Below are 20,871 nucleotides of genomic sequence, written 5' to 3'. Positions count from 1 at the left end.
TGGGTACGCGCCGATGGTGAACTGCGCCCAACACCCGGGTTACCGGCGCACGTCAGCTGGACAACACGCGTTCGACCAGTTCGCGAACAGCTCCCCGTCCGCCCTCGCGCGACAGCACCACCCGCGCCGCCTCGATGACGAGCGGGTGCGCGTTCGCGACCGCGACGGGCCACCCGACGATGCGCAGTGCGGGGAGGTCGTTCACGTCGTTGCCGAGATAGGCGATGTCGGCGAGATCGAGGCCCTGCTCAGCGGCCCAGCCGCGCAGCGCCGTCTCCTTGTCGTCGATGCCGTGCAGCACCGGCACGCGCAGCTTCTCGGCGCGTGCCCGCACGACAGGGTTCACCTCGGTGGAGAGGATCAGCATCGGCAGCCCTGCGGCCCGCAGCAGGGCGACGCCCATGCCGTCCTCGCGGCTCACCCGCACGCGCTCCCCGCCGTCGGCGTCGATGATCGCGGTGTCGTCGGTGTGCACGCCGTCGAAGTCGGTGACGACGGCCTTCACCGGGATCGGATGCCGCTGCTCGTGCAGCGCCGCCAGAGAGCGCGCGATGCGCAGCTGCTGCTCGTCGTCGATCTCGATCGCGGTCCACTCCGGAACCTCCGCGATCGCGGTGCGTCCGAAGAAGCGGTGCCGGCTCTCGCGGAAACCCGCGGCCGAGAACACGTAGAACGCCCCGGTCTCCAGGTGGTGCGGCTCCCGATCCTGCCGGCGGGGTCGGTGCGCGGCGTCGTGGTTGATCGCGGCAGCCGCGCCGTCGGCATCCCTCCTCCAGAGGAAGCCGTAGGTCTCGTAGGCCGAGAACACGCTGTCTGCGCGCCCTCCCGCGACCTGCGCGACGGCGTCGGAGAGGGCGTCGGCGGGGATGAACGGCGACGTCGCCTGCAGGAACGCGACGACCCCCGTGTCGATGCCGTCCGCCGCGAGCGCGTCGAGCGCGTGCAGGATCGCGCTCTCGGAGGTCGCCGTGTCGCCGGAGAGCTCGGCGGGGCGGCGGACGATGCGCGCACCGGCCGCGGCGCCGATCGCCGCGATCTCCTCATCGTCGGTCGACACCACGACGAGGTCGATGCCGTCGGCCGCGAGCGCGGCGCGCACCGCTCTGGCCACGAGCGGGACGCCGCCCACGCGCTGCACGTTCTTGCGCGGCACCTGCTTCGATCCGCCCCGCGCGGGGATGATCGCCACCATCGATGTCATCGTCCTCGTATCGCCTTCCATGCCCTGCCGGCCCTCCGCCTCGCGCCGAGAGCCGTCAACCGCCATTCCTCCATGCGACCGACCCCGCCGGCCGGTCGCAGCACCCGCTGCAGCGCCCCCTCGTCGGGGGCTCCCGGCAGCCGGAGCTCCGTGAGCCGCTGGGCGGAGAAGTACCTGTCGCGTTCGACGGCGTCCATGCCCCGCAGCAGCTCCTCCGCGCGCGGGCGGAGGTGACCGGCGATCTCGGGCTGCATCGCGTAGCCGACGGCGTCGACGAGCAGCTGCAGCCGCTCGGGATCGGCGTAGCCCGATGCGGGCCGGGTGAGGGCGTCGACGATGGTCGCCGGGATGCGGTTGCTGTTCTCGAACGGCGTCAGCCTCGCCAGCACGGTGCCGGTGCCGGCCGCGCCGATCTCCCGGTCGAACAGGGCGCGCACGGTCGGCAGGGCGGTCGAGAACCCCGCCACGACGGCGAGGACGTCGAGGCGCTCCGCGAGCATCTCGGCCGCGAGCGCCCCCCGGTACTCGGCGAAGGCGATGCCGAGGGATGCCGCGCGGGCCCGCAGCGCGTCGGTGTGCAGGGGCGGCGCCGACGGATGGGGCTTGAACACGATCCGCTCGGGCGACCAGGCCGCTGCACGATCGATCAGCTCGGCCTGCAGCGCGACCTCCTCCTCGGCCGTCATGAGGCCGAGCGCGGAGAGGTACTGCCCGAGCACGAGCACGGTCGGCGTCCCGTCGTCGAGCCCCGCGGCGTCGCCCGCCGCGGTCTCCTCGAAGACCGTGCGGAACCGCGCCGCCGGCACGGGGACGGACTCCGCGTGCGGCGCCCCGACGAGCGGCCGCACCCCCGGCACCACATCGGCGTGCACCACGCGTTCGATGCGCGCCGACACCGTGTGCCCCAGCGCGACCCGCATCGGCGAGTAGGTCATGAGCCCGTCGCCGATGATCGTGATCCGTGCGCCGGGGAAGAGCGTCATGAGCGTGCGCGCGGGCGCGACCTGGGGGCTCTGCACGAACAGCTCGAGCCCGCGCGGATCGAGGTTCCAGGCGCGACGCAGCAGCCGCTCCAGCACCGGGAGGTCGCTCTCCCTCGGCTTCCACGCGCTGGGGTGGGCAGCCCCGAGCAGCACGTCCAGGTCCTCCACGCGGTCGAACCGCTCCCGCAGCGAGCGCAGCGCGGGGTCAGCGGCGATGCCGACCGTCGTCTCGGGCACCCGCGACGACGTGAACGGCACGAGGACCCGTTCGGCCCGGCCCCGGCCATCGGCTTCGGCGTCGAGCAGTCCGGCGTCGATCGCGGCGACCGCGGTGGCGAGCCCGTAGGCGCTGTGCAGCGCGAAGATCTGCGTCATGCGTCGCTCCCCACCCGACGCAGCAGGGGCGCCAGCACCCGCCGCCGCGGCCCGTCGAGCCGCCCGATCACTCCCGCCACGTCGTCCGCGGGAAGACGTTCCAGCAGACCGAGGATGCCGCTGCGCATCTCCGCGCGCAGCGGCCTCGTCATCCGCCGTGACCGCACGAGATGCCGCGAGCTCAGCGCCAGCACGGTCCACGTCGCCTTGGGCAGGAAGCGCTCGGCATCCCGATCCGACGCCACCACGTCGAGCACCTCCGTCATCGCGCGCACGAAGTCGAGCTGGCGGCGATCGCGGATCTGCGTGAGGGACGTCGCGACCCCGCGGCGGTACAGCAGCGCCGGAGCGTCGACCACCGCGAACGACTCCGCCTCGAGGTGCAGGCGCCAGATCCACGGCCGGTCCTCGGCCGTGAAGAGTCCGGGAGGGAACGCGGCGAGGCCGGCGTCGAGCACGCGCCGGTGGAACATGCCCGCCCACGCGAAGGGGTAGTCGACCATGGTCGGCTCGTTCTCGGGGAGGATCGCGTCGCGTGGCGAGAGCACCCGCTCACGCCAGGGCTGCGGGGCGCGGTGCAGGGCGCGCTTGGCACCGGTGACGGTGACGTGGTCGGTGCGGACGAAGTCGCAGTCCAGCTCCCTCAGCCGTTCCGCGAGCACGGAGAGGCGGTGCGGCTGCATCCAGTCGTCTCCGTCGACGAAGCAGAAGGCGTCGCCCTCGACGTGCGCGAGGCCCTGGTTCCGCGCGCTCGCGAGGCCCTGCGGCCGCGGGTTCGTGAGCACCGCGGAGTGCGGGAAGCGCTCGGCGTAGCGGCGCATGAGCGCCCCGGTGTCGTCGCGGGAGCCGTCGTCGATCATCACCAGCTTGAGCGCCGCGGGGTCGCCGAACTGGCGCGTGAGGGTCTCCAGCGTGGTCGCGATGTACGGGCCGGCGTCCTTGGCGGGGAGGATGACGGTGACGAGGGGAGCGCGCATGGTGCCACGGATGCTGGCACGCGAGCGTTGCCGCCCGGCGACGTCGAGGTGAACACGGGGTGTCCTGCCCGCCCGCTCCCAGGTCGATCCCCCACGATAGGGGGATGCCGCGACCACTCGGATCCTCGGGGAGACCCCTGCGCCGGAGATCCCGCGAGACGTTGGATCTCCGCTGGCTCAGCGCGCGGGCGTGGACGAACCGGTGGTATCCGCAGGGCGTCGATCTCGGCATCCTGGACGGTCGACGGACCCTCGCGGTCAGCTGGTTCCGTCAGGACAGGGACAGGCACCACCTCGCCTCGCGTGTCTCCTTCATCGACCTCGAGCGCTCACGGCACCGCGACGTCGCCCTCGTGATCGAGGGCCCGGACGGGGAGCTCGAACCCGCGCGCATCCACGTCGGCGGTCTCGCGTGGTTCGGCGACCGCCTCTTCGCCGCGGCCACCATGCAGGGGATCTGGGAGTTCGATCTCGCTCGTCTCCGCACCGTGCGCGGCGCCGACGCCCGACGCCTGACCGGGTCTCTGCGGCGGAGCGCGCTCGTCGCGGTGCGCACGAGGATCCACCCCGTGGCGCTGCGGTGCTCGTTCCTCGGTCGCGTGTTCGACGCCGACGGCGAGCCGCTGCCGAGGGTGCTCATCGGCGAGTACCGCACCGGCGGAGACGGCCGGATCGGCGAGTTCCTCCTGCCCACGCGGGAGGGAGACGGCTTCGCCGCCGTCGAGAACGGGCTCCTCGCCCCCGGCATCCCGCACCTCCAGGGCGCCGTGCGCTGGGGCGCCACCTACTTCGCGTCGCAGTCCGACCAGCTGCGCCCCGGTGCCCTGTGGACGGGACCGGCCGGAGCAATCCGCCGCGCCGCCCAGCCCCTGCCCGCGGGATGCCAGGACCTCGCACTCGACCCGGACGCGCGGATGCTGTGGTCGCTGGGCGAGCATCCCTGGCGACGCGTGGTGCGCGGCATCCCCTTCGCCCGCCTGGGGATCGAGCACCCCCGCGACGAACGTAGACTGGACGGGTGAAGCCCGCACCGATCATCGTCTACACCGTGCTGCGGCTGCTGGCGTTCCTCGTCCCGCTCGCGATCCTCTGGTTCTTCTTCCCGATCTTCCGGGAGTTCTGGTGGCTCGCCGCGATCTTCGCCGCCCTCATCGGGGCGAGCATCTCGCTGCTGTTCCTGCGCACTCCGCTCTCCGACGCCTCGACGCGCCTTCACGAGCGTCGTCAGGCCCGCACCACCGGCGCCGAGTCGGACGCGGATGCCGAGGACGACGCTCTCGACTCCGAGTCCTGAGCCCACCTCCGTGGCTCAAGCGGAGTCTGCCCGTGAGAGCCTGGTCTCGTGACCTCACGCCGCGGATCTCTCGGAGACGGACGACGCCGACGTGGCCGCGAGCTGCCACCCACCCCTGGCGTGCTGATCGGCGACGCTCTTGTCGGCCTCTCCGCTGCCGCCGCCGTCGGATGCGGCCTGCTCCTGTGCACGCTCCCGCTCCTGGCGCTCCTCGGCAGACTCGTCTTCCCCGACTCCCCGACCGACGTCATCGAGGTGTTCGGCGGCCCGCTCCTCGCCGCGGTTCTGGGCGGCGCCCTGTCTCTCCTCACGTGGGGCTACGCGTCCACCGCACGACAGCTCGCCCTCGTCCGGATGTACGCGCGGACCGCAGACCCGCGCGAGCTGCGCAACGCCGTCGAGGTGCGCGGACCGATCGGGCGCTCTCCGCGGATCGCCGCCGTCGCCACGACCACGTCCATCGGCGTGATCGCCCTGGGCACGGGCAGCATCCTCCTCGCCGCCGGCGAACTCCCCCTCATCGCCGCCGTCTCGCTGGTGATCGGCGCGCTCTGCATCCCTGTCGTGCTCGTCCTGCTCGCCGCCGACCGCCGCTGGGCCCGTGCCGGGGCCGACCGGCTTCCCGCCGCAGCGCTCGGCGAGCAGGGCCGGGCCAGGGTGCTCGTGGTCGACGATGACGTTCAGAAGCGGGTCGATGCCCGGGAGCGCCGAGAACGCTCCACGCTGGATCGGGCTGCGACACCACTCCTCATCGTGCTGACACCGGCGGCCCTCGCCTGCGCCGCCCTCGCCCTCCAGCCGCCAGCGGGGGTCTCCGCGCAGGTGCAGGTCGTCGGAGCCGCTGTGGGTCCGCTCTGCGCGCTCGCGCTTCTCGCCCTCGGAGCTCTTCGCGTCGACCAGCTGCGTCGTGTCCTCCAGCGGGTTCGTGCCGGCAAGGCTGCGACGGCCGCCGATCGGGGTCGAGCATCCGCAGCGACGACGGTGCTCGCCGCGGACCTCCGCACGGCCACCGCGGTGTGGGTGCTGCTCGGCGCCGGGGTGCTGGGCCTCACCGCTCCGGACATCGCCGCTGCCGTCGTGACGGCCGTCATCTTGCTGCTCGGGCTCGCCGCACTCTTCTCTCTCGCGATGCGCCTCGGGGCCGCTGCGCCGTCGCTCCGCGAGAAGTTCGGCTACCGTCTCCCCGTCGAGCATCCGAGCGACGGAGGAGGCAACCTCGTCTCCTGAGCGAGACGCGACGTCTCGTGGCTGAGACGCGACGTCCCCCGCTGAGACGCGAGGTCTCCCCGCTGAGACGCGCGGTCTCCCCGCTGAGACGCGACGTCTCCCCGCTGAGACGCGACGTCTCCCCACTGAGACGCGAGGCCTCCCCGCTGAGACGCGACGTCTCCCCACTGGGACGCGCGGTCTCCCGACTGAGACGCGCGGTCTCCCCGCTGAAACGCGACGTCTCCCCGCTGAGACGCGCGTCAGCCGACGAAGGCCCAGAACAGCGCCCCCGCGTAGAGGAGCGCCGCGAGCGACGTCAGGGCGAGGGCGATGACGAGTTCGCCGGGCTTGCGATAGGTCCACACGATCACGAGCGCCGGGAGCGCGGCGAGCAAGGCCAGCAGCGCGATCCACGCGATCGGGAAGAGCAGCGCGAGGAAGATCGAGATGCCGAACGGCGCGAGCACGAACAGGGTGTACAGCACTTGGGTCGCCCGCGCGCCGATCAGCACCGTGAGGGTGCGCTTGCCCACGAGGCGATCCTGGTCGATGTCGCGGAGGTTGTTGGCGAGCAGCACGGCGCATGCGAACAGTCCGGCGGCCACCGCGCCCAGCCAGGCCTGCTGCGGCAGCGCGAAGATCTGCACCCAGGTCGTGCCGAGGGTGGCGACGAGCCCGAAGAACACGAACACGAACACCTCTCCGAGGCCGAAGTAGCCGTAGGGGCGCTTTCCTCCGGTGTAGAACCACGCCGCGACGATGCAGACCGCTCCGACGGCGAGCATCCACCACTGCTGCGTGCGGATGACGATCGCGAGACCCACGACCGCCGCGAGAGCGAAGAAGACGAGGCCGATGATCAGCACGGTGCGCGGTGACACCCGACCCGAGGCGGTCAGGCGTGCGGGTCCGACACGATGCGCATCGGTGCCGCGGATGCCGTCGCTGTAGTCGTTCGTGAAGTTCACGCCGATCTGCAGGAAGACCGCGACCGCGAGGCACGCCAGCGCGATGACCCAGTGGAACTCCGGTCCCGTGCTGCGCGCAGCTCCGGTGCCGATGACGACCGGCGCGATCGCGAGCGGCAGCGTGCGCAGACGGGCAGCGCCGATCCAGTCGGATGCCGTCACCGGGCCGAGCTCGACGACGGGCTTCCTCGCCGGATTCCCGCTCGTGCGGACGGGAGCGCGACGGGACTTCTTCTTACGATTCGAGGATGCTGCCACGGAGGGAATCCTACTGGTCACTCCTTTTCCCGCCGTCGAGCGAGACGAGACACGACGCGAAGCCTCGCCCCGGCGAGGAGCCGGCGCGGCCAAGGGAGGAGACCCCCGGGAGGAGACCCCCGTTCGGGAGGACCACGCACGTCCGGGAGGAGAACTCCCCACGGGAGGAGAGTTCCCCACTGGGGGGGGGAGAACTCCCCACGGGAGGAGAACTCACGTTCGGGAGGAGAACTCACGTTCGGGAGGAGAATCCAGGCGGAATCCTCCTCCTGAACGAGAGTTCTCCTCCCAAATGAGAGCACCCGCGCCCACGCCCCCGCCCCCGCCCCCGCGACCACGCCCCCGCATACGCGACGCGATGCGATGCGATGCGATGCGATGCGATGCGACCACGTGCCTGCCCGCGCAGACCCGACGTGACGTGATGCGAACTCACGTTCGGGAGGAGAACTCCCCACTGGAGGAGAACTCACGTTCGGGAGGAGAATCCGCGCGGAATCCTCCTCCCGAACGTGATATCTCCTCCCGAGCGTGAGCACACGCGACCACGCCCCCGCCCACGCGACCACGCCCGCACCCGCACAGACTCGACGCGACTCGACGCGAACTCACGTTCGAGAGGAGAACTCCCCACGTGATGCGAACTCACGTTCGAGAGGCGAACTCCCCGCGGGAGGAGAACTCACGTTCGGGAGGAGAATCCGCGCGGAATCCTCCTCCCGAACGTGATATCTCCTCCCGAGCGTGAGCACACGCGACCCCGCCCGCGCCCGCGGCCGCGACCCCGCCCGCACCCGCACAGACGCGACGACGCGACGCGACGACGCGCCCGCCCCCGCGCGCTCGCGCTGAGGAGGATCGGATGCTCAGCGACGAGTGAAGGTGACGTGCGTGACGCCGCTCTCCGCGACCTCGCTGCGGATGGCGTAGTCGTTCTCGATACCGCGCAGGCCGTCCCAGATGCGCTCGCCGCTGCCGATCACGAGTGGCGCGACGGCCACGTGCAGCCGGTCGATGAGCCCCGCCCGCAGGAACTGCCGCACCACGTCGGCGCCGCCGCCGATGCGGACGTCGCCGCCGCCCGCGGCCTCGGTCGCGCGCGCCAGCGCCTCCTGCGGGGTCGCCTCGATGAAGTGGAAGACCGTGCCGTTCGCGAACTCGATCGAGGCGCGCGGGGTGTGGGTGAGCACGAACACGGGCACGTGGAACGGCGGTTCGTCTCCCCACCATCCGCGCCAGTCGGGGTCGTCGCCGTGCTGGTGCAGGCCGAACATTCCCGCGCCCATGATCTCGGCGGCGACCTCTTCGAAGTACGCGGCGGCGTAGTCCTCGTCGAGTCCTGTCGTGCCCTCCCCGGAAGTGTCGCCGAGCACGCGGGCGCGGAAGGTGCGGGTGGCGGTGTAGGCGGCGACGAGTCGACCCCAGTCCTCGCCGAAGGGATTCTCCGGCGTCTGGTCCGTGGTGGTCGCGAAACCGTCGAGGGAGATGTTCAGATCGGCGCGAACGGCCATGTCGGTGCTCCTTGCAGAGGGGTCAGAGTGCGGGCTTGCTGTCTTTGCCGTCGAGCCACAGCGTGTCGGAGGCGTCGGCGTGCGTGCCGTCGGTGCCCACGTGCTTGGCGCTGATCTGCGGTCCCTTGGTGATGACGTGCACGAGGGCCATCGCGTGCCCCTGGCCGAGCTGGTACTCCTCCTTCAGCCAGGCGACGATCGGGGTCGCCTTCGTGTCGGGGCCGAATCCCTTCTCTGTGGCCAGTTCGATGAACTGCCGGGGGGTGAGGCCGGTCTTGGTCTCGATCTTGTCGAGGTATGCCTGGAACGACATGTGCTCTCCTGTGTGTCAGTCCTCGTCGAGGAACGTCTGGATGATGGTGGCCGAGGCGTGGATGCCGATGATGCGCAGCACTCCTTCGCCGACGTTGGTGAAGCGGTGCGGAACGAACGCGGGCCCGGTGGCCGTGTCTCCCGCCACCGCCAGCAGCGTCTCGTCGCCGACGGTGATCTGCGCGGTGCCCTCGAGCACCACCCAGGTCTCAGGGTAGGGGTGCCAGTGCAGCCCCGGCCCCTGTCCTGGCTGATTCTCCACGTAGAAGTACGAGACGGCCGCGCCGTGCTCGCCGCCCTCGAAGCGACGGCTGCGACCTGTGCCGATGCGGATGTCCGCCGCGGCGACGATTCCTGCGGACGTCGATGCGCTGTTCATGGGTCCAGTCTCGACACCCCCACCGACACGGCCTAGAGTTTCGATGTGGATCGAAACTCCGCTCCGATCGAAGGCATCGAGCATCCGGATCACCGGGTGGAGTTCCACCTGAGCCCCGGCGACATCCAGGCCGTGCGCTTCGGGATCTCCCCCGGGCACGAGCTGGCCCACGCCGTGCGGGTGCTGCTGCGTCCGGCGCAGCATCCGCTGCAGTGGGGATGGCTCCGAGCGGTGCGCGAGCGCCTCCCCCGCCGGAGCTTCGAGCTGCTCGCCGTCGTCATCGGCGAGGACGGCTACCTCCCCGATTTCCTCACGACGACCGCGGCGTGGGATCTGACGCCCGATGCCGAGCGGGAGGCGCTGCGGCGGACGCCCCTCGACGGCATGCGCGTGGACTTCGGCAAGATGGTCGACCGGTCGACGGGGGCGCGTCAGCGAGCGCTCAGAGACATGCAGGAGCGTCCAGCGCGGGCGCGGGAGATGATCGCCGACGCCTGGCCGGAGGTGTGGGATGCCGTGCTCGCGCCGGTGTGGCCCCAGCTGGAGCGGCTGCTGCGCGCCGACATCGCGGTGCGCTCGCGGACCATCGCATCGTCGGGCATCGCGGCCATGGCCGAGGATCTGCACCCGCGGGTGAGCTGGGGAGAAGGGGCCGTGCGCGTGCAGCTGCGACGGCACAGCGAGCACGTCGACTGCCGCGGAGGCGGACTCGTGCTCGTGCCATCGGTGATGTCGTCGTGGGGCTGCATGGTGCTCACCGAACCGCCGGCCCAGCCGACCCTCTACTACCCCGCGCGCGGCGTCACCGCGGGTTGGGCGCGCGACGCAGCCGAGGTGGCCGACGCGCTCGGCGCCCTGCTGGGTCCTGCGCGCGCCGACATCCTGCTCCACGCGGGAGTCGCTCGCACCACCTCTCAGGTGGCGAGGGATGCCGGCATCGCGGTGTCGACGGCATCCCACCACCTCACCGTGCTCCGCGGCGCCGGGCTCATCGGCAGCGAGCGCGAGGGCAACCGGATGCTGCACCTGCGGACGCCCCTCGGGGAGGCGATGATCGGCGCGGCGATCTGATCCGCGGTGACCGGGTCAGTCCGCGGAGCCTATGGGGATGATCGGCCGGTGCTCGTAGTAGGTCTGCAGCACGACCGTGGTGCGCGTGCTCACGTTCGCGGCGAGGCGGATGTCGCGGACCAGTCCTTCCAGCGCCCGGGGAGAGGCCACCCGGACGAACAACATGTAGCTCGCGTCTCCGGCGATGGAGTGGCAGGCCTCGATCGCGTCGAGGTGCTCCAGCAGCTCGGGGGCGTTGTCGGGCTGAGCGGGGTCGAGCGGGGTGATCTCGATGAAGGCCGAGAGCGGGGTGCCCGCCTGCTCCGGGTCGAGGATCGCGCGGTAGCCGGTGATGACGCCCCGCGTCTCGAGGCGCTTCAGGCGCGACTGCACGGCCGACACCGAGAGGCCCACGGCATCCGACAGCTGGGAGAGCGTAGCGCGGCCGTCTCGAGAGACCTCGGCGAGGATCGCGCGGTCGACAGAGTCATCCATGGATGTAAGATTATCGTCAGGATTCCGTATATGCCGGAATCTTTCCGCCCCATTCTCCGATCGGAGGTCCCGATGTCCATCATTTCCGCCACCAGCTCCGCTGCACAGGCCATCGTCGGCGAACCCGAGGTCGTCGAGGACGCCACGATCGCCGAGCAGAGCGCCGCCTGGGCGCAGCTCAAGGACGCCGCGATCGCCATCCGCGAGCTCCAGATCAAGGACGGCTCCATTCCGGATGCCGCGCACCACGGCGTCGCACGAGAGCTCGTCGCCGCGATCACCGCCGGCATCCGCGCCCTGGCGCCCGCCTTCCCGCACGACGCCGACTACCTCTCGGCCTCGATCGTGGACTTCGACCGCTGGGCTTCCGAGGACTTCGGCGTGCCGGACTTCCTCGACTCGCTCGTGGCCTTCCAGCCGCAGCAGCACCGCGTCGACGGCATCCGCCACCTCGTGATCTTCCCGATGTACACGCAGAACGGATCGAGCGACCGCCTCGTCGAGGCGCTCATCGTCGAGACGATCTGGCCGGAGTTCATCGCGGCGCTCGAAGCGGGCGACTACGGCAACAAGCTGTTCGTCTCGCTGCGTCTCGTCGACTTCACGCCCGGCTACGACACGAACTCGGCCGTGCTGTTCCCCGAGACCGTCGCGATGCGCGAGATCCCCTCCTTCACGTGGGGTGCGATCTTCCAGGACCGCGAGGCCGCCCGCTACCGCCGGGTCACCCGCGCCGCCTCCGAGATCACCAACCTCGACCTGCCGGAGCGTGCTGCGGCGATGCTCGACGACCAGGCGCTGACCGAGCGCGCGTTCGTGATGTGGGACATCATCCACGACCGCACGCACATGCGCGGCGACCTGCCGTTCGACCCGTTCATGATCAAGCAGCGGATGCCGTTCTTCCTCTACTCGCTGGAGGAGATGCGCTGCGACATGACCGCGTTCCGCGAGTCGGTGAAGATCGAGCGCGCCCTCGCGGCCCGCATCGCCGCCGGCGAGGAGCTGACCGAGGCCGAGCGGGAGATGCACGACCACGCCGGGCTCGTGCAGTACGCCGTGATCTTCGACCGGATCTTCCGCTTCGCGATCACCGGCAACCGCACGCGCAACTACGACGCGGTCGGCGGCCAGCTGCTGTTCGCGTGGCTGCACCAGCGGGGCGTGCTGCACTGGACCGACACCGCTCTCGCGTTCGACTGGGACAACGTCCCCGACGCCGTGGTCGCCCTGGGCGATGCGATCGACGACCTGTACTGGCACTCGATCGACCGCCCGAAGGTCGCGCACTGGCTGGCCGCGTACGAGCTCGTCCGGGGCACGCTCACGCCGCACCCGGCGTCGCAGTGGGCCCGTGGGCTCTCCGACGAGATCCTCGCCGGCGCCCCCAAGGGCTACACGGATGCCGTGATGGACGACGAATTCCCGCTGTCGATGTTCTTCGAGACTCTCGACAAGAAGATGAAGCCGGTCATCGAGTCGACCGTCGGCATCCGCGGCACCGACGACTGATCACACGCGCCCTTCTCGGACGCCCTCCCGTTTCTCGGATGATTCGGGGAGGATCGTCCGAGAAGGGCGCGTTCGTCCGAGAATCGGATGCCGCCGAAAGGGGAACCCGTCATGAGCGTGAGCGGTCGCACCATCGTCATCGCCGGAGCCACCAGCGACGCGGGGCTCGTCGTCGCGCGCGCACTCCTGACGGCGGGAGCTCGGGTCGTCGCCACCGGGCGCTCGGCGTCGCGGTTGGCGCCGCTCGCCGATGCCGGCGCCGAGATCGAGGTCGCCGATGCGACCTCCCTGGAGGAGATGACCTCGCTGGCCGCACGCCTCGACGTCGTCGACGGGGTGCTCCCGCTGGTCGGCGGATGGCGCGGCGGCGGTGGGCTCGCAGGACAGTCCGATGAAGACTTCGACGCCCTCCTCCCCGCCCTGCTCGCGGTGCGGGCCACGAGCCGCGCCTTCGATGCCGCGCTGCGCACCTCGGAGGCCGGGCGCTTCGCCGTCGTCTCGTCGACGGCCGTCGCCAGGCCGCTCGCCGGAGGGGCGAACTACGCGGCCGTGAAGGCGGCGAGCGAAGCGTGGGCGCGGGCGGTCGCGCAGGGCTTCGCGAAGGCGGCTCGCGACGCCGAAGAGCCGCTGCGTGCGGCATCCGTCGTGTTCCGCGCCAAGGCGCTCGACCCTGCCGCGCTCGCAACCGCCGTCCTCGCACTGTGGGATGCGGATGCCGCAGAGCTCAACGACCGCGTGATCGACCTCGCCTGACGCGAGCTGCGGCTGCGGACGCTCGGCGGGTGGAGTCTCTTCGCGCTGCCCATCGCTGCACACGCGCACGATACTTCAGCAGCGCATTCAGCGAACAGCAGCGCGACCCGAACATCCCGCAGCGCATTCAGCGAACAGCAGCGCGACCCGAAGGTCCCGCAGCGCATTCAGTGAACACCAGCTCGACCCGAAGGTCCGCAGCGCATCAGCGAACAGCAGCGCGACCCGGCACATCAGCAGCATCTTCAGAGAGGAGCCGCGCGACCCGAACCGGTGCAGTGCGGGCAGAAGCCGAAGCAGCGCGGGCAGAAGCCGAAGCAGCACGGGTAGTTCATGAACGGGCAGGGATGCCGCGGCGCTCAGTCGAGCGTCGCGTGTGCCTGCGGCGCCCAGTCGAGCGTCGCGTGTCTCCGGCCGCTCAGAGGTCGAGCCGCATCACGACGCGTCGGGTCGTCGGGTGGCTGACCTCGGTGAATCCGGCCGCGGCGAACGGGCCGACCGCGCCGACGTTCATCTCGCCCCACGAGACCGTGGAGCCTCCCGTGAGCAGGGGGTATCCCTCGATCGCCGTGGCGCCCTGCGCGCGGGCGTGGTCGACCGCCGCGACCACCATGGGGTACGTGAGACCCCGGCGGCGGAAGCCCGGTCGCACGATGAGGCACGCGATCGCCCAGACACCGTCGTCGTTCTTGTCCTCGTCGCGGCCCTTCCACGGCACCGACGATCCGCGGAGTCGCCCATAGACACTGCGCCGATCGACCGCGCACCAGCCGACCGCATCGTCGCCGAGGTAGGCGACGAGACCGATCGTCTCCGCCGCACGCGGATCCCCGCAGTGCGACTCGCCCCTCAGCAGGTCGCGCCGCTCCTCGACGGGCATGTTCCACCAGTCGCCGTCACCGAGGCGTTGCCGTTCGCACTGGCACCGCGCCGCCGACCCGGTGAGGATCGACTGCAGGTCATCCCACCCGGCCTGATTCGCCGGGACGATCCTGATCTCCCCCGGCTCCTCGGTCTGTTGCGGGCTCACCGATCGCGCCCCTCGTCGGCCGCCTCCCTGCCGTCCGCCCCGGCTCGTCCACCGCGGGCTGATACCGGATCGATCAGCGCAGGCCCGGACGAACGGGAAACCCCGCCCGATTCGGCATCCTCCGTCACATCAGCAGCTGCCGACGAAGCGCCGTCGTCGGCATCCGCCGCGCTGTCGGCCTCTCCGCCGGGGATCTCCTGCGCCGGCGCATTGGCGTACAGCTCGGTCAGCTGCCGGTAGGACTTCGTGAGGAAGGCCAGACCGCCCACGACGACCATGATGAGTCCCGCGAAGAGGCAGATCAGGGCGATGCCGCGGGCCTCGCCCTGCCCGAGCAGCCAGCCCCACTGCGCGTCGCCGGCCGGGGTCTTCATGTACGGGATGATCAGGAACTCGGCGATCGGCGCGATGAGGAAGGCCGTGATCGGGGCGGCGGCCGCCTCCATCGCCGCCGCGACGCCGAACACCCGCCCCTGCCGCTCGAACGGCACGACCTTCTGGATCACGGTCTGCTCCGCGGCCTCGGCCGGCGGCACCATCGCCATGTAGACCCACATGCCCACGACGTACAGCGGCCACCACTCGCGCAGCATGAACACGGCCCCGAGCAGTCCCATCGCGATGACGATGAGCAGGAGCGTGCGCATCGGTTTCGGGCCGAGTCCGAACTTCGCGACGAGACCTCCGCCGACCAGGAAGCCCGTCGAGGCGAACGCCAGCGCGAAGCCCCACGTCTGCGCGTCGAACAGGGTGAGTCCGTAGGGATCCATGAGCGCCATGTAGACGCCGCCGATGAGGTTGTTGAACGTCGAGAAGATGATCAGCGCGAACAGGCCCGGTGCGAGCCTGATCGCCTGCACGCTGCCGCGGAAGTCGAGCGCGCTCGACGCGTTCGGGTCGGGCTCCGGTGTGCCCTCGGGGATGCGGATGAACATCAGGTGCACGAAGGTCAGCGCCATCGCGGCGATCGCGATCACCAGGGTCCAGCCCATGCCGAGGAAGCCGATAGAGAGTCCGGAGAAGACGCTGGTGACGAGGAAGGCCAGGCCCTGCACGGTGCCGACGAGGCCGTTCGCGTTGGCGCGCTTGTCTTCGTCGACCAGCAGGGTGACGGTCGTCGACAGGGCGATGTTGCGGAGCTGCTCGATGACCCCGCCGAAGAGGATCACCAGCGAGAACGCCCAGAACCACGGACCGCCGAGGTCGAGCAGCGCCGCTTCTCCCTGCCAGACGTAGAGGATGCCGGCGACCAGGAAGGCCGCGGCCGAGACGACGCTCGACAGCAGCATCACGGTGTGCTTGCGGTGCCGGTCGACGATCGTGCCGAAGATCATCGCGAAGAAGGCGATGAAGAGCATGTAGGCGCCGCCGATGATGCCGGTGGCGAGCACGGACTGCGTCTCGATGTACACCCAGAACGTGAGCGCGAACCAGAGGAAGCTCGTCGTCACGTTGGCGATCAGCGTGTTGACGAGGACGTTCGCGAAGGCCGTCTTCGCCGCGGTTCTCTGCATGCTAAGAGGGTAGGCGGGGGTACGGACATCCGGTAGGCCTGTCGCGCTCCCCCGCGCAAATAGACTGGGGCGGTGAGCATTCAGCATGACCCCGCGATCCGGGGATTCGCCAGCGACAACTACTCCGGCATCCACCCCGATGTCCTCGCCGCCATCGCCGCGGCCAACGGCGGCCACCAGGTGGCCTACGGCGAAGACGCCTACACGGCGCGCCTGCAGGAGGTCTTCCGGTCGCACTTCGGCGAGGGCGTGCAGGCGTTCCCGGTGTTCAACGGCACCGGCGCCAACGTCACCGGTCTGCAGTCCATGCTGCCGCGCTGGGGCGCCGTGATCGCGGCATCCACCGCCCACATCAACGTCGACGAGGGCGGGGCCCCCGAGAAGATCGGCGGCTTCAAGCTGCTCACCGTCCCGACCGACGACGGCAAGCTCACCCCCGAGCTCGTCGACCGCGAGGCCTGGGGCTGGGGCGACGAGCATCGCGCGCAGCCGCTCGTGGTCTCGATCACGCAGTCCACCGAGCTCGGCACGCTCTACACGGCCGAGGAGATCAAGGCCCTCGCCGATCACGCGCACGAGCGCGGCATGAAGCTGCACGTCGACGGCGCGCGCATCTCGAACGCGGCCGCGGCGCTCGACCTGCCGCTGCGGGCCTTCACACGCGACGTCGGCGTCGACGTGCTCAGCTTCGGCGGCACGAAGAACGGCGCGATGCTGGGCGAGGCGATCGTGGTGCTGAACCCCGAGGCGTCAGACGGTCTGAGCTACTCGCGCAAGTTCAACATGCAGCTCTCCTCGAAGATGCGCTTCGTCTCGGCTCAGCTCATCGCGCTGCTCGAGGGCGACCTGTGGCTGCGCAACGCGCAGCACGCGAACGCCATGGCCCAGCGCCTCCGCGGAGCGATCGACGCCGGCATCGCCGACGGCTCGATCACGGGTGTCTCGTTCACGCAGCCGACCCAGTCGAACGGCGTCTTCGCGACGCTGCCCGACGGCGTCGCCGACGCACTGCGCGAGTCGTTCCGCTTCTACGACTGGGATGCCGCACGCAACGAGGTCCGCTGGATGTGCGGTTTCGACACGCACGAAGACGACGTCGACGCCTTCGTCGCGGAGCTCGCGCGCCTGACGCAGGCCTGACGCGCCGCCCCGCACTCACTCGCCGCGGCGCATCCTGCCGTCGAGTGCACACGAAATCGCCGACTGCACGGCTTGTTCACGCATGCTTCCCGTGCACTCGGCGACTTCCCGTGCACTCGACGGAGCCGGAGCGCGGGCGGGCTACCGGAGCAGGCCGAGGTTCGCCAGAGCCTGACGGATGAGCGTGCCGCGGCCGCCCTCCATCTCGGCGGCGACGGCGTCTGAGCCCGCCTCCTCGGGAGTGAACCAGGTCACCTCCAGCGCGTCCTGACGGGGCTCGCAGGTGCCGGTCACCGGCACCACGAACGCGAGCGACACCGCGTGCTGACGGTCGTCGTGATAGGCGCTCACGCCCGGGATCGGGAAGTACTCGGCCACCGTGAACGGCAGCGGCTGCGGCGGCAGGAGCGGGAAGGCCATCGGCCCGAGGTCGTTCTCGACGTGCCGGAACAGCGCGTCGCGGATCGTCTCGCCGAAGCGCACCCGGCCCGACACGATCGTGCGGGTCATCTCACCCAGAGGCGTGGATCGCAGCAGGATGCCGATCTCGGTCACCACCCCCGAGCCGTCGGTGCGCACGGGGATCGCCTCCACGTAGAGCATCGGCATGCGACGACGAGCCTCTTCGAGCTCGACGTCGGTCAGCCAGCCGGGATTCGCCCCCGACGCCGGCGCGGCGCCGCCGAAGGAGCCGAGCCCCGAGTCTTCGGGTTCCGGATCGGGATCAGGTGTGCGAACCGCCATGTGTCCTTTCTACCAGGCAGGATAGGAGCGTGACCGAGAACCTGACGATCGACGACACCGCGACCCGGTGGTCCGCCGGCGACCGGGAGGGGATGCCGCTGCTGGTGCTGCTCCACGGCTACGGCGCCGACGAGCACGACCTGTTCGGTCTGGTGCCGTATCTGCCCGAGGGCATCGCCGTGGCATCCGTCGCCGCTCCCCTGACGCCGCCGTGGCCGATGCCCGGCCGGTCCTGGTACCCGATCGACGGCCTCGACGGACGCGATGCCTCCCACGTCACCGCTGCGGCGGAGGCGTTCCTCCGCTGGCTCGACGCCGCGGCATCCGATGCTCCGAAGGTCGCGCTGCTCGGGTTCTCGCAGGGCGCGGCGGTCTCCCTGCAGGCCATGCGGCTCGCGCCCGAGCGCTTCGGCGCGGTCGTGGCGTTGAGCGGATACGCGACGCCCGGGGAGGTCGCAGGCGACGAGGAGCTCGCCGACCTGCGCCCGCCGGTGTTCTGGGGGCGCGGGACGCATGACGACGTCATCCCGGCGCACCTCGTCGCGCACACCGCCGAGTGGCTGCCCGGCCACTCCGACCTCTCCGGCCGCGTCTACACGGGACTCACCCACAGCATCTCCGAGGAGGAGCTCGGCGACGTGCGGCACTTCATCGCGAAGTGGCTCGACGGCTGACCGACAATTAGGACCGCGGGCCCGGTCGATCCGCGTCAGGCTCGCCGTCGGCCACGGCACCAGCGCCGGTACCGCTCCCCGCTCCGCCCCCGCTCTCGGAGTCATCCTCGGCATCCGTGTCGGAGGACTCACGCGCCGCCTGCGCCGCCTCCCACTCCTGCTTCCGGAGTTTCGATCCGGCGCTGATGAAGCACATCATGACGAGGGTTCCCATCCCGACGCCGATCCCCATGCCGAGCGCCAGGTTCTGGAAACCTGTGCCGAGAGAGACGCCGACGCCGATTCCGATCGCGAGTCCGGCCCCCATGCCGACGCGCTGCATCATCTCGCCGGGACTCATGCTCTCGTCTGCCATGCCTCCACGCTACGAGTCCGGAGGCTCCGCGGCATCCCCCGCGCGGCGGACATCCCGGCGCGACACGCCCGGGTTGCGCGCACCGAGGAGGCGGGGGTATCGTCATGGAGTCCTGTCCGCCGTGTCTGGAAGTCCTTTGATCTGATCCGTCGCCTCCGCGCTCTTCTTTCCGCGCGCTGACCCGACGACGGCTGATCCACGGCCCATCTCCCTCCTTGCGAGGTCGTCTTCCGACGACTCCCCGAGGGCTCGGTGTCAGTGCACCCTCGCACTCGACAGGAGACACCATGTCAACCCCCACCCTTCATGCCTCGGTCACCCTCGACCGCCTCACCTTCACCTGGCCCGACGGGCAGACGGCGCTCGACGCCGTGTCCGGCGCCTTCGGCTCGGCCCGCACCGGGCTGGTCGGACGCAACGGCGCAGGCAAGTCCACGCTGCTGCGCCTGATGGCCGGTGAACTGGCGCCCACCTCGGGTGTCGTCTCGGCCTCCGGGGAGGTCGCCTACCTTCCGCAGCAGCTGACCCTCGACGTCGACCGCCGCGTCGCCGAACTGCTCGGCGTGGCCGAGGCGCTCGACGCCGTCCGCGCGATCGGCGCCGGCGACGTCGACCCGGCGCACTTCGACGCGGTCGGCGACGACTGGGACATCGAGGCCAGGGCGGAGGCATCCCTCGCCGAGGCCGGCCTCTCTCCCGACTTCCTCGACCGCCGGGTCGGAGAGCTGTCGGGCGGCGAGGCCGTGCTGGTCGCGATCGCCGGCATCCGCCTGCGACGAGCGCCGATCACGCTCCTCGACGAGCCCACGAACAACCTCGACCGCGACGCCCGCGCGAAGCTGGCGGCGATGGTGAGGTCGTGGAAGGGCACGCTCATCGTGGTCAGCCACGACATCTCGCTGCTGGAGCTGATGGACGACACCGCCGAGCTGTACGCGCAGACGCTGAGCGTGTTCGGCGGACCGTACTCCGCGTGGCGCGCCTGGCTGGACGCCGAGCAGGATGCCGCGAAGCAGGCCGAGGTCACCGCCAAGCAGGTGCTCCGCAAGGAGAAGCGCCAGCGGATCGAGGCCGAGTCCAAGCTCGCGACGCGCGCGAAGATGGCGAACAAGGCCGAGGTCGAGAAGCGCGTGCCGAAGATCGTCGCGCACGGCAGGAAGATGGCCGCGGAGGTCTCGGCGGGAAAGCTGCGCACCGAGGTCGGAGCGAAGGAGGATGCCGCGCGCGCCTCCCTCGACGAGGCGGGGCGCCGCGTGCGGTCGGACTCGTCGATGAAGATCGAGCTGCCCGACCCCGAGGTCTCGCGGGCGCGCCGGATCGCCGAGATCGGCGACGGCGAGCGCTCGTGGGTCCTGCAGGGTCCGGAGCGCGTCGCGCTGATCGGACGCAACGGAGCGGGCAAGACCACGCTGCTGGAGCGGCTGGTGGCGAACGCCGCCGATGTTCATAACTCCTCAAAAACTGGTCAGTCGGAGACAGAATCGGCGAACTCGGACGATTCCGGCGAAATCTTGAGGAGTTGCGAACGCCCGGAGCTCGAGGCCACGGCTCACACCGACCGGATCGGCTACCTGCCGCAGCGTATGGACGGACTCGACGAGACCCGATCGGTCTTCGAGAACATCGCGGATGCCGCACCCCAGGTGCCGGAGAAGGAGCTGCGCAACCGGCTCGCACGGTTCCTCATCCGCGGAGCCACGGCGGAGCGCCCTGTCGCCGCACTGTCGGGAGGCGAGCGCTTCCGCGTGGCTCTGGCCGCGCTGCTGCTCACCGACCCCGCACCTCAGCTCGTGATGCTGGACGAGCCGACGAACAACCTCGACCTCGACACGGTCGACCAGCTCGTCGAGGCGCTGCGCGCGTACCGCGGCGCCGTGCTCATCGTCAGCCACGACGACGCGTTCCTCGCCCGACTCGATCTCGATCTCACGCTCGAGATCGATGCGGACGGGATGCTGCGCGAGGTCGGCTGACCCGCGCGACGCGGCCGGTCCGGGGGCATCGCCTCCCTGGCCGGCCGCACCGTCGCACCAGCCCGCCCCTCAGCCGCACCAGCCCGCCCCTCAGCCGCACCAGACCGGCCGCGCCGTCAGACCGGCCGCACCGTCGCCCCTCAGCCGCACCAGACCGGCCTCAT

The 20,871-nt window shown here is 70.8% G+C and carries 22 protein-coding genes; 9 read left to right on the top strand and 13 right to left on the bottom strand.

What is annotated here, in order from left to right; all coding sequences use genetic code 11:
* Positions 1-52: 52 nt before the first annotated feature.
* The 3 genes from ACFVRO_RS07775 to ACFVRO_RS07765 are packed head-to-tail and all read right to left on the bottom strand — an operon-like array spanning position 53 to position 3,536.
* Complete coding sequence (locus tag ACFVRO_RS07775) at positions 53-1,201, bottom strand: cytidylyltransferase domain-containing protein (RefSeq protein ID WP_386951073.1); 1,149 nt, start codon at positions 1,199-1,201, stop codon at positions 53-55.
* A complete protein-coding gene (locus ACFVRO_RS07770) occupies positions 1,198-2,559 on the bottom strand; it encodes a polysialyltransferase family glycosyltransferase (RefSeq protein WP_386951071.1) in 1,362 nt (453 codons plus the stop codon). The genes ACFVRO_RS07775 and ACFVRO_RS07770 overlap by 4 nt, the downstream gene beginning before the upstream one ends.
* Positions 2,556-3,536: a glycosyltransferase family 2 protein gene (locus ACFVRO_RS07765; RefSeq protein WP_386951068.1), complete on the bottom strand. Its 981-nt coding sequence runs from the start codon at positions 3,534-3,536 to the stop codon at positions 2,556-2,558. Before ACFVRO_RS07765 ends, ACFVRO_RS07770 begins: the two co-directional genes overlap by 4 nt.
* A gap of 104 nt (positions 3,537-3,640) precedes the next feature.
* Here ACFVRO_RS07765 and ACFVRO_RS07760 point away from each other — a divergent pair, with 104 nt between their 5' ends.
* Genes ACFVRO_RS07760 through ACFVRO_RS07750 form a run of 3 tightly spaced genes read left to right on the top strand, consistent with a single transcriptional unit; the run spans position 3,641 to position 6,057 of the window.
* A complete protein-coding gene (locus ACFVRO_RS07760) occupies positions 3,641-4,558 on the top strand; it encodes a hypothetical protein (RefSeq protein WP_386951065.1) in 918 nt (305 codons plus the stop codon).
* Positions 4,555-4,830, top strand: coding sequence for a DUF4229 domain-containing protein (locus tag ACFVRO_RS07755; protein ID WP_386951062.1), 276 nt, complete (start codon positions 4,555-4,557; stop codon positions 4,828-4,830). Before ACFVRO_RS07760 ends, ACFVRO_RS07755 begins: the two co-directional genes overlap by 4 nt.
* Before the next feature lie 48 nt (positions 4,831-4,878).
* Positions 4,879-6,057: a hypothetical protein gene (locus tag ACFVRO_RS07750; protein WP_386951060.1), complete on the top strand. Its 1,179-nt coding sequence runs from the start codon at positions 4,879-4,881 to the stop codon at positions 6,055-6,057.
* 242 nt (positions 6,058-6,299) lie between these two features.
* Here the strand turns inward: ACFVRO_RS07750 and ACFVRO_RS07745 are convergent, their stop codons facing one another.
* From ACFVRO_RS07745 to ACFVRO_RS07730, 4 genes are all read right to left on the bottom strand, one after another.
* The gene (locus ACFVRO_RS07745) at positions 6,300-7,265 is read right to left on the bottom strand and encodes a 1,4-dihydroxy-2-naphthoate polyprenyltransferase (RefSeq protein WP_386951057.1); all 966 of its coding nucleotides are present in this window, start codon (positions 7,263-7,265) and stop codon (positions 6,300-6,302) included.
* A gap of 866 nt (positions 7,266-8,131) precedes the next feature.
* The gene (locus ACFVRO_RS07740; protein ID WP_386951054.1) at positions 8,132-8,776 is read right to left on the bottom strand and encodes a dihydrofolate reductase family protein; all 645 of its coding nucleotides are present in this window, start codon (positions 8,774-8,776) and stop codon (positions 8,132-8,134) included.
* A 22-nt stretch (positions 8,777-8,798) separates the two neighbouring features.
* The gene (locus tag ACFVRO_RS07735; protein ID WP_386951051.1) at positions 8,799-9,089 is read right to left on the bottom strand and encodes a DUF4287 domain-containing protein; all 291 of its coding nucleotides are present in this window, start codon (positions 9,087-9,089) and stop codon (positions 8,799-8,801) included.
* Between the two features lie 15 nt (positions 9,090-9,104).
* Positions 9,105-9,467 carry a cupin domain-containing protein gene (locus ACFVRO_RS07730; RefSeq protein WP_386951049.1) on the bottom strand — a complete coding sequence of 121 codons (363 nt, stop codon included), beginning with the start codon at positions 9,465-9,467 and terminating at the stop codon, positions 9,105-9,107.
* A 45-nt stretch (positions 9,468-9,512) separates the two neighbouring features.
* Here ACFVRO_RS07730 and ACFVRO_RS07725 point away from each other — a divergent pair, with 45 nt between their 5' ends.
* A complete protein-coding gene (locus ACFVRO_RS07725; RefSeq protein WP_386951047.1) occupies positions 9,513-10,538 on the top strand; it encodes a DUF5937 family protein in 1,026 nt (341 codons plus the stop codon).
* Between the two features lie 15 nt (positions 10,539-10,553).
* Here the strand turns inward: ACFVRO_RS07725 and ACFVRO_RS07720 are convergent, their stop codons facing one another.
* Positions 10,554-11,012, bottom strand: a complete 459-nt coding sequence (locus tag ACFVRO_RS07720; protein WP_344012741.1) for an Lrp/AsnC family transcriptional regulator — start codon at positions 11,010-11,012, stop codon at positions 10,554-10,556.
* 72 nt (positions 11,013-11,084) lie between these two features.
* Between ACFVRO_RS07720 and ACFVRO_RS07715 the strand changes: the two genes are divergently transcribed.
* Together ACFVRO_RS07715 and ACFVRO_RS07710 are read left to right on the top strand one after the other, a co-directional pair.
* A complete protein-coding gene (locus ACFVRO_RS07715) occupies positions 11,085-12,524 on the top strand; it encodes a DUF6421 family protein (RefSeq protein WP_386951044.1) in 1,440 nt (479 codons plus the stop codon).
* 111 nt (positions 12,525-12,635) lie between these two features.
* Complete coding sequence (locus ACFVRO_RS07710) at positions 12,636-13,277, top strand: SDR family oxidoreductase (protein WP_386951041.1); 642 nt, start codon at positions 12,636-12,638, stop codon at positions 13,275-13,277.
* 87 nt (positions 13,278-13,364) lie between these two features.
* Here ACFVRO_RS07710 and ACFVRO_RS07705 read toward each other — a convergent pair whose 3' ends face one another.
* The 3 genes from ACFVRO_RS07705 to ACFVRO_RS07695 form a co-directional block, all read right to left on the bottom strand.
* Complete coding sequence (locus tag ACFVRO_RS07705; protein ID WP_386951038.1) at positions 13,365-13,601, bottom strand: hypothetical protein; 237 nt, start codon at positions 13,599-13,601, stop codon at positions 13,365-13,367.
* Positions 13,602-13,695: 94 nt separating this feature from the next.
* Entirely contained in the window at positions 13,696-14,307 is a 612-nt protein-coding gene (locus ACFVRO_RS07700; protein ID WP_386951036.1) for a GNAT family N-acetyltransferase, read from the bottom strand.
* A complete protein-coding gene (locus tag ACFVRO_RS07695; protein ID WP_386951033.1) occupies positions 14,304-15,821 on the bottom strand; it encodes an MFS transporter in 1,518 nt (505 codons plus the stop codon). Before ACFVRO_RS07695 ends, ACFVRO_RS07700 begins: the two co-directional genes overlap by 4 nt.
* A 72-nt stretch (positions 15,822-15,893) precedes the next feature.
* Here ACFVRO_RS07695 and ACFVRO_RS07690 point away from each other — a divergent pair, with 72 nt between their 5' ends.
* Positions 15,894-16,961: a threonine aldolase family protein gene (locus ACFVRO_RS07690; RefSeq protein WP_386951031.1), complete on the top strand. Its 1,068-nt coding sequence runs from the start codon at positions 15,894-15,896 to the stop codon at positions 16,959-16,961.
* A 141-nt stretch (positions 16,962-17,102) separates the two neighbouring features.
* Here the strand turns inward: ACFVRO_RS07690 and ACFVRO_RS07685 are convergent, their stop codons facing one another.
* Complete coding sequence (locus ACFVRO_RS07685; protein ID WP_386951029.1) at positions 17,103-17,705, bottom strand: NUDIX hydrolase family protein; 603 nt, start codon at positions 17,703-17,705, stop codon at positions 17,103-17,105.
* 29 nt (positions 17,706-17,734) lie between these two features.
* Here ACFVRO_RS07685 and ACFVRO_RS07680 point away from each other — a divergent pair, with 29 nt between their 5' ends.
* Positions 17,735-18,379 (top strand): alpha/beta hydrolase, encoded by a 645-nt coding sequence (locus ACFVRO_RS07680; RefSeq protein ID WP_386951027.1) that lies wholly within the window; start codon positions 17,735-17,737, stop codon positions 18,377-18,379.
* Positions 18,380-18,386: 7 nt separating this feature from the next.
* On the opposite strand, the gene ACFVRO_RS07675 is transcribed toward ACFVRO_RS07680, so the two are convergent.
* Positions 18,387-18,734, bottom strand: a complete 348-nt coding sequence (locus ACFVRO_RS07675; protein WP_386951024.1) for a hypothetical protein — start codon at positions 18,732-18,734, stop codon at positions 18,387-18,389.
* Between the two features lie 287 nt (positions 18,735-19,021).
* Here ACFVRO_RS07675 and ACFVRO_RS07670 point away from each other — a divergent pair, with 287 nt between their 5' ends.
* A complete protein-coding gene (locus tag ACFVRO_RS07670) occupies positions 19,022-20,707 on the top strand; it encodes an ABC-F family ATP-binding cassette domain-containing protein (protein WP_386951022.1) in 1,686 nt (561 codons plus the stop codon).
* The last annotated feature ends 164 nt before the right edge of the window (positions 20,708-20,871 follow it).

The sequence above is a fragment of the Microbacterium sp. NPDC057944 genome, from assembly GCF_042887445.1.
Lineage (GTDB): Bacteria > Actinomycetota > Actinomycetes > Actinomycetales > Microbacteriaceae > Microbacterium > Microbacterium natoriense.
Note: the sequence above shows the minus strand (reverse complement) of the source record. Positions and strands in the feature narration are given on the sequence as shown.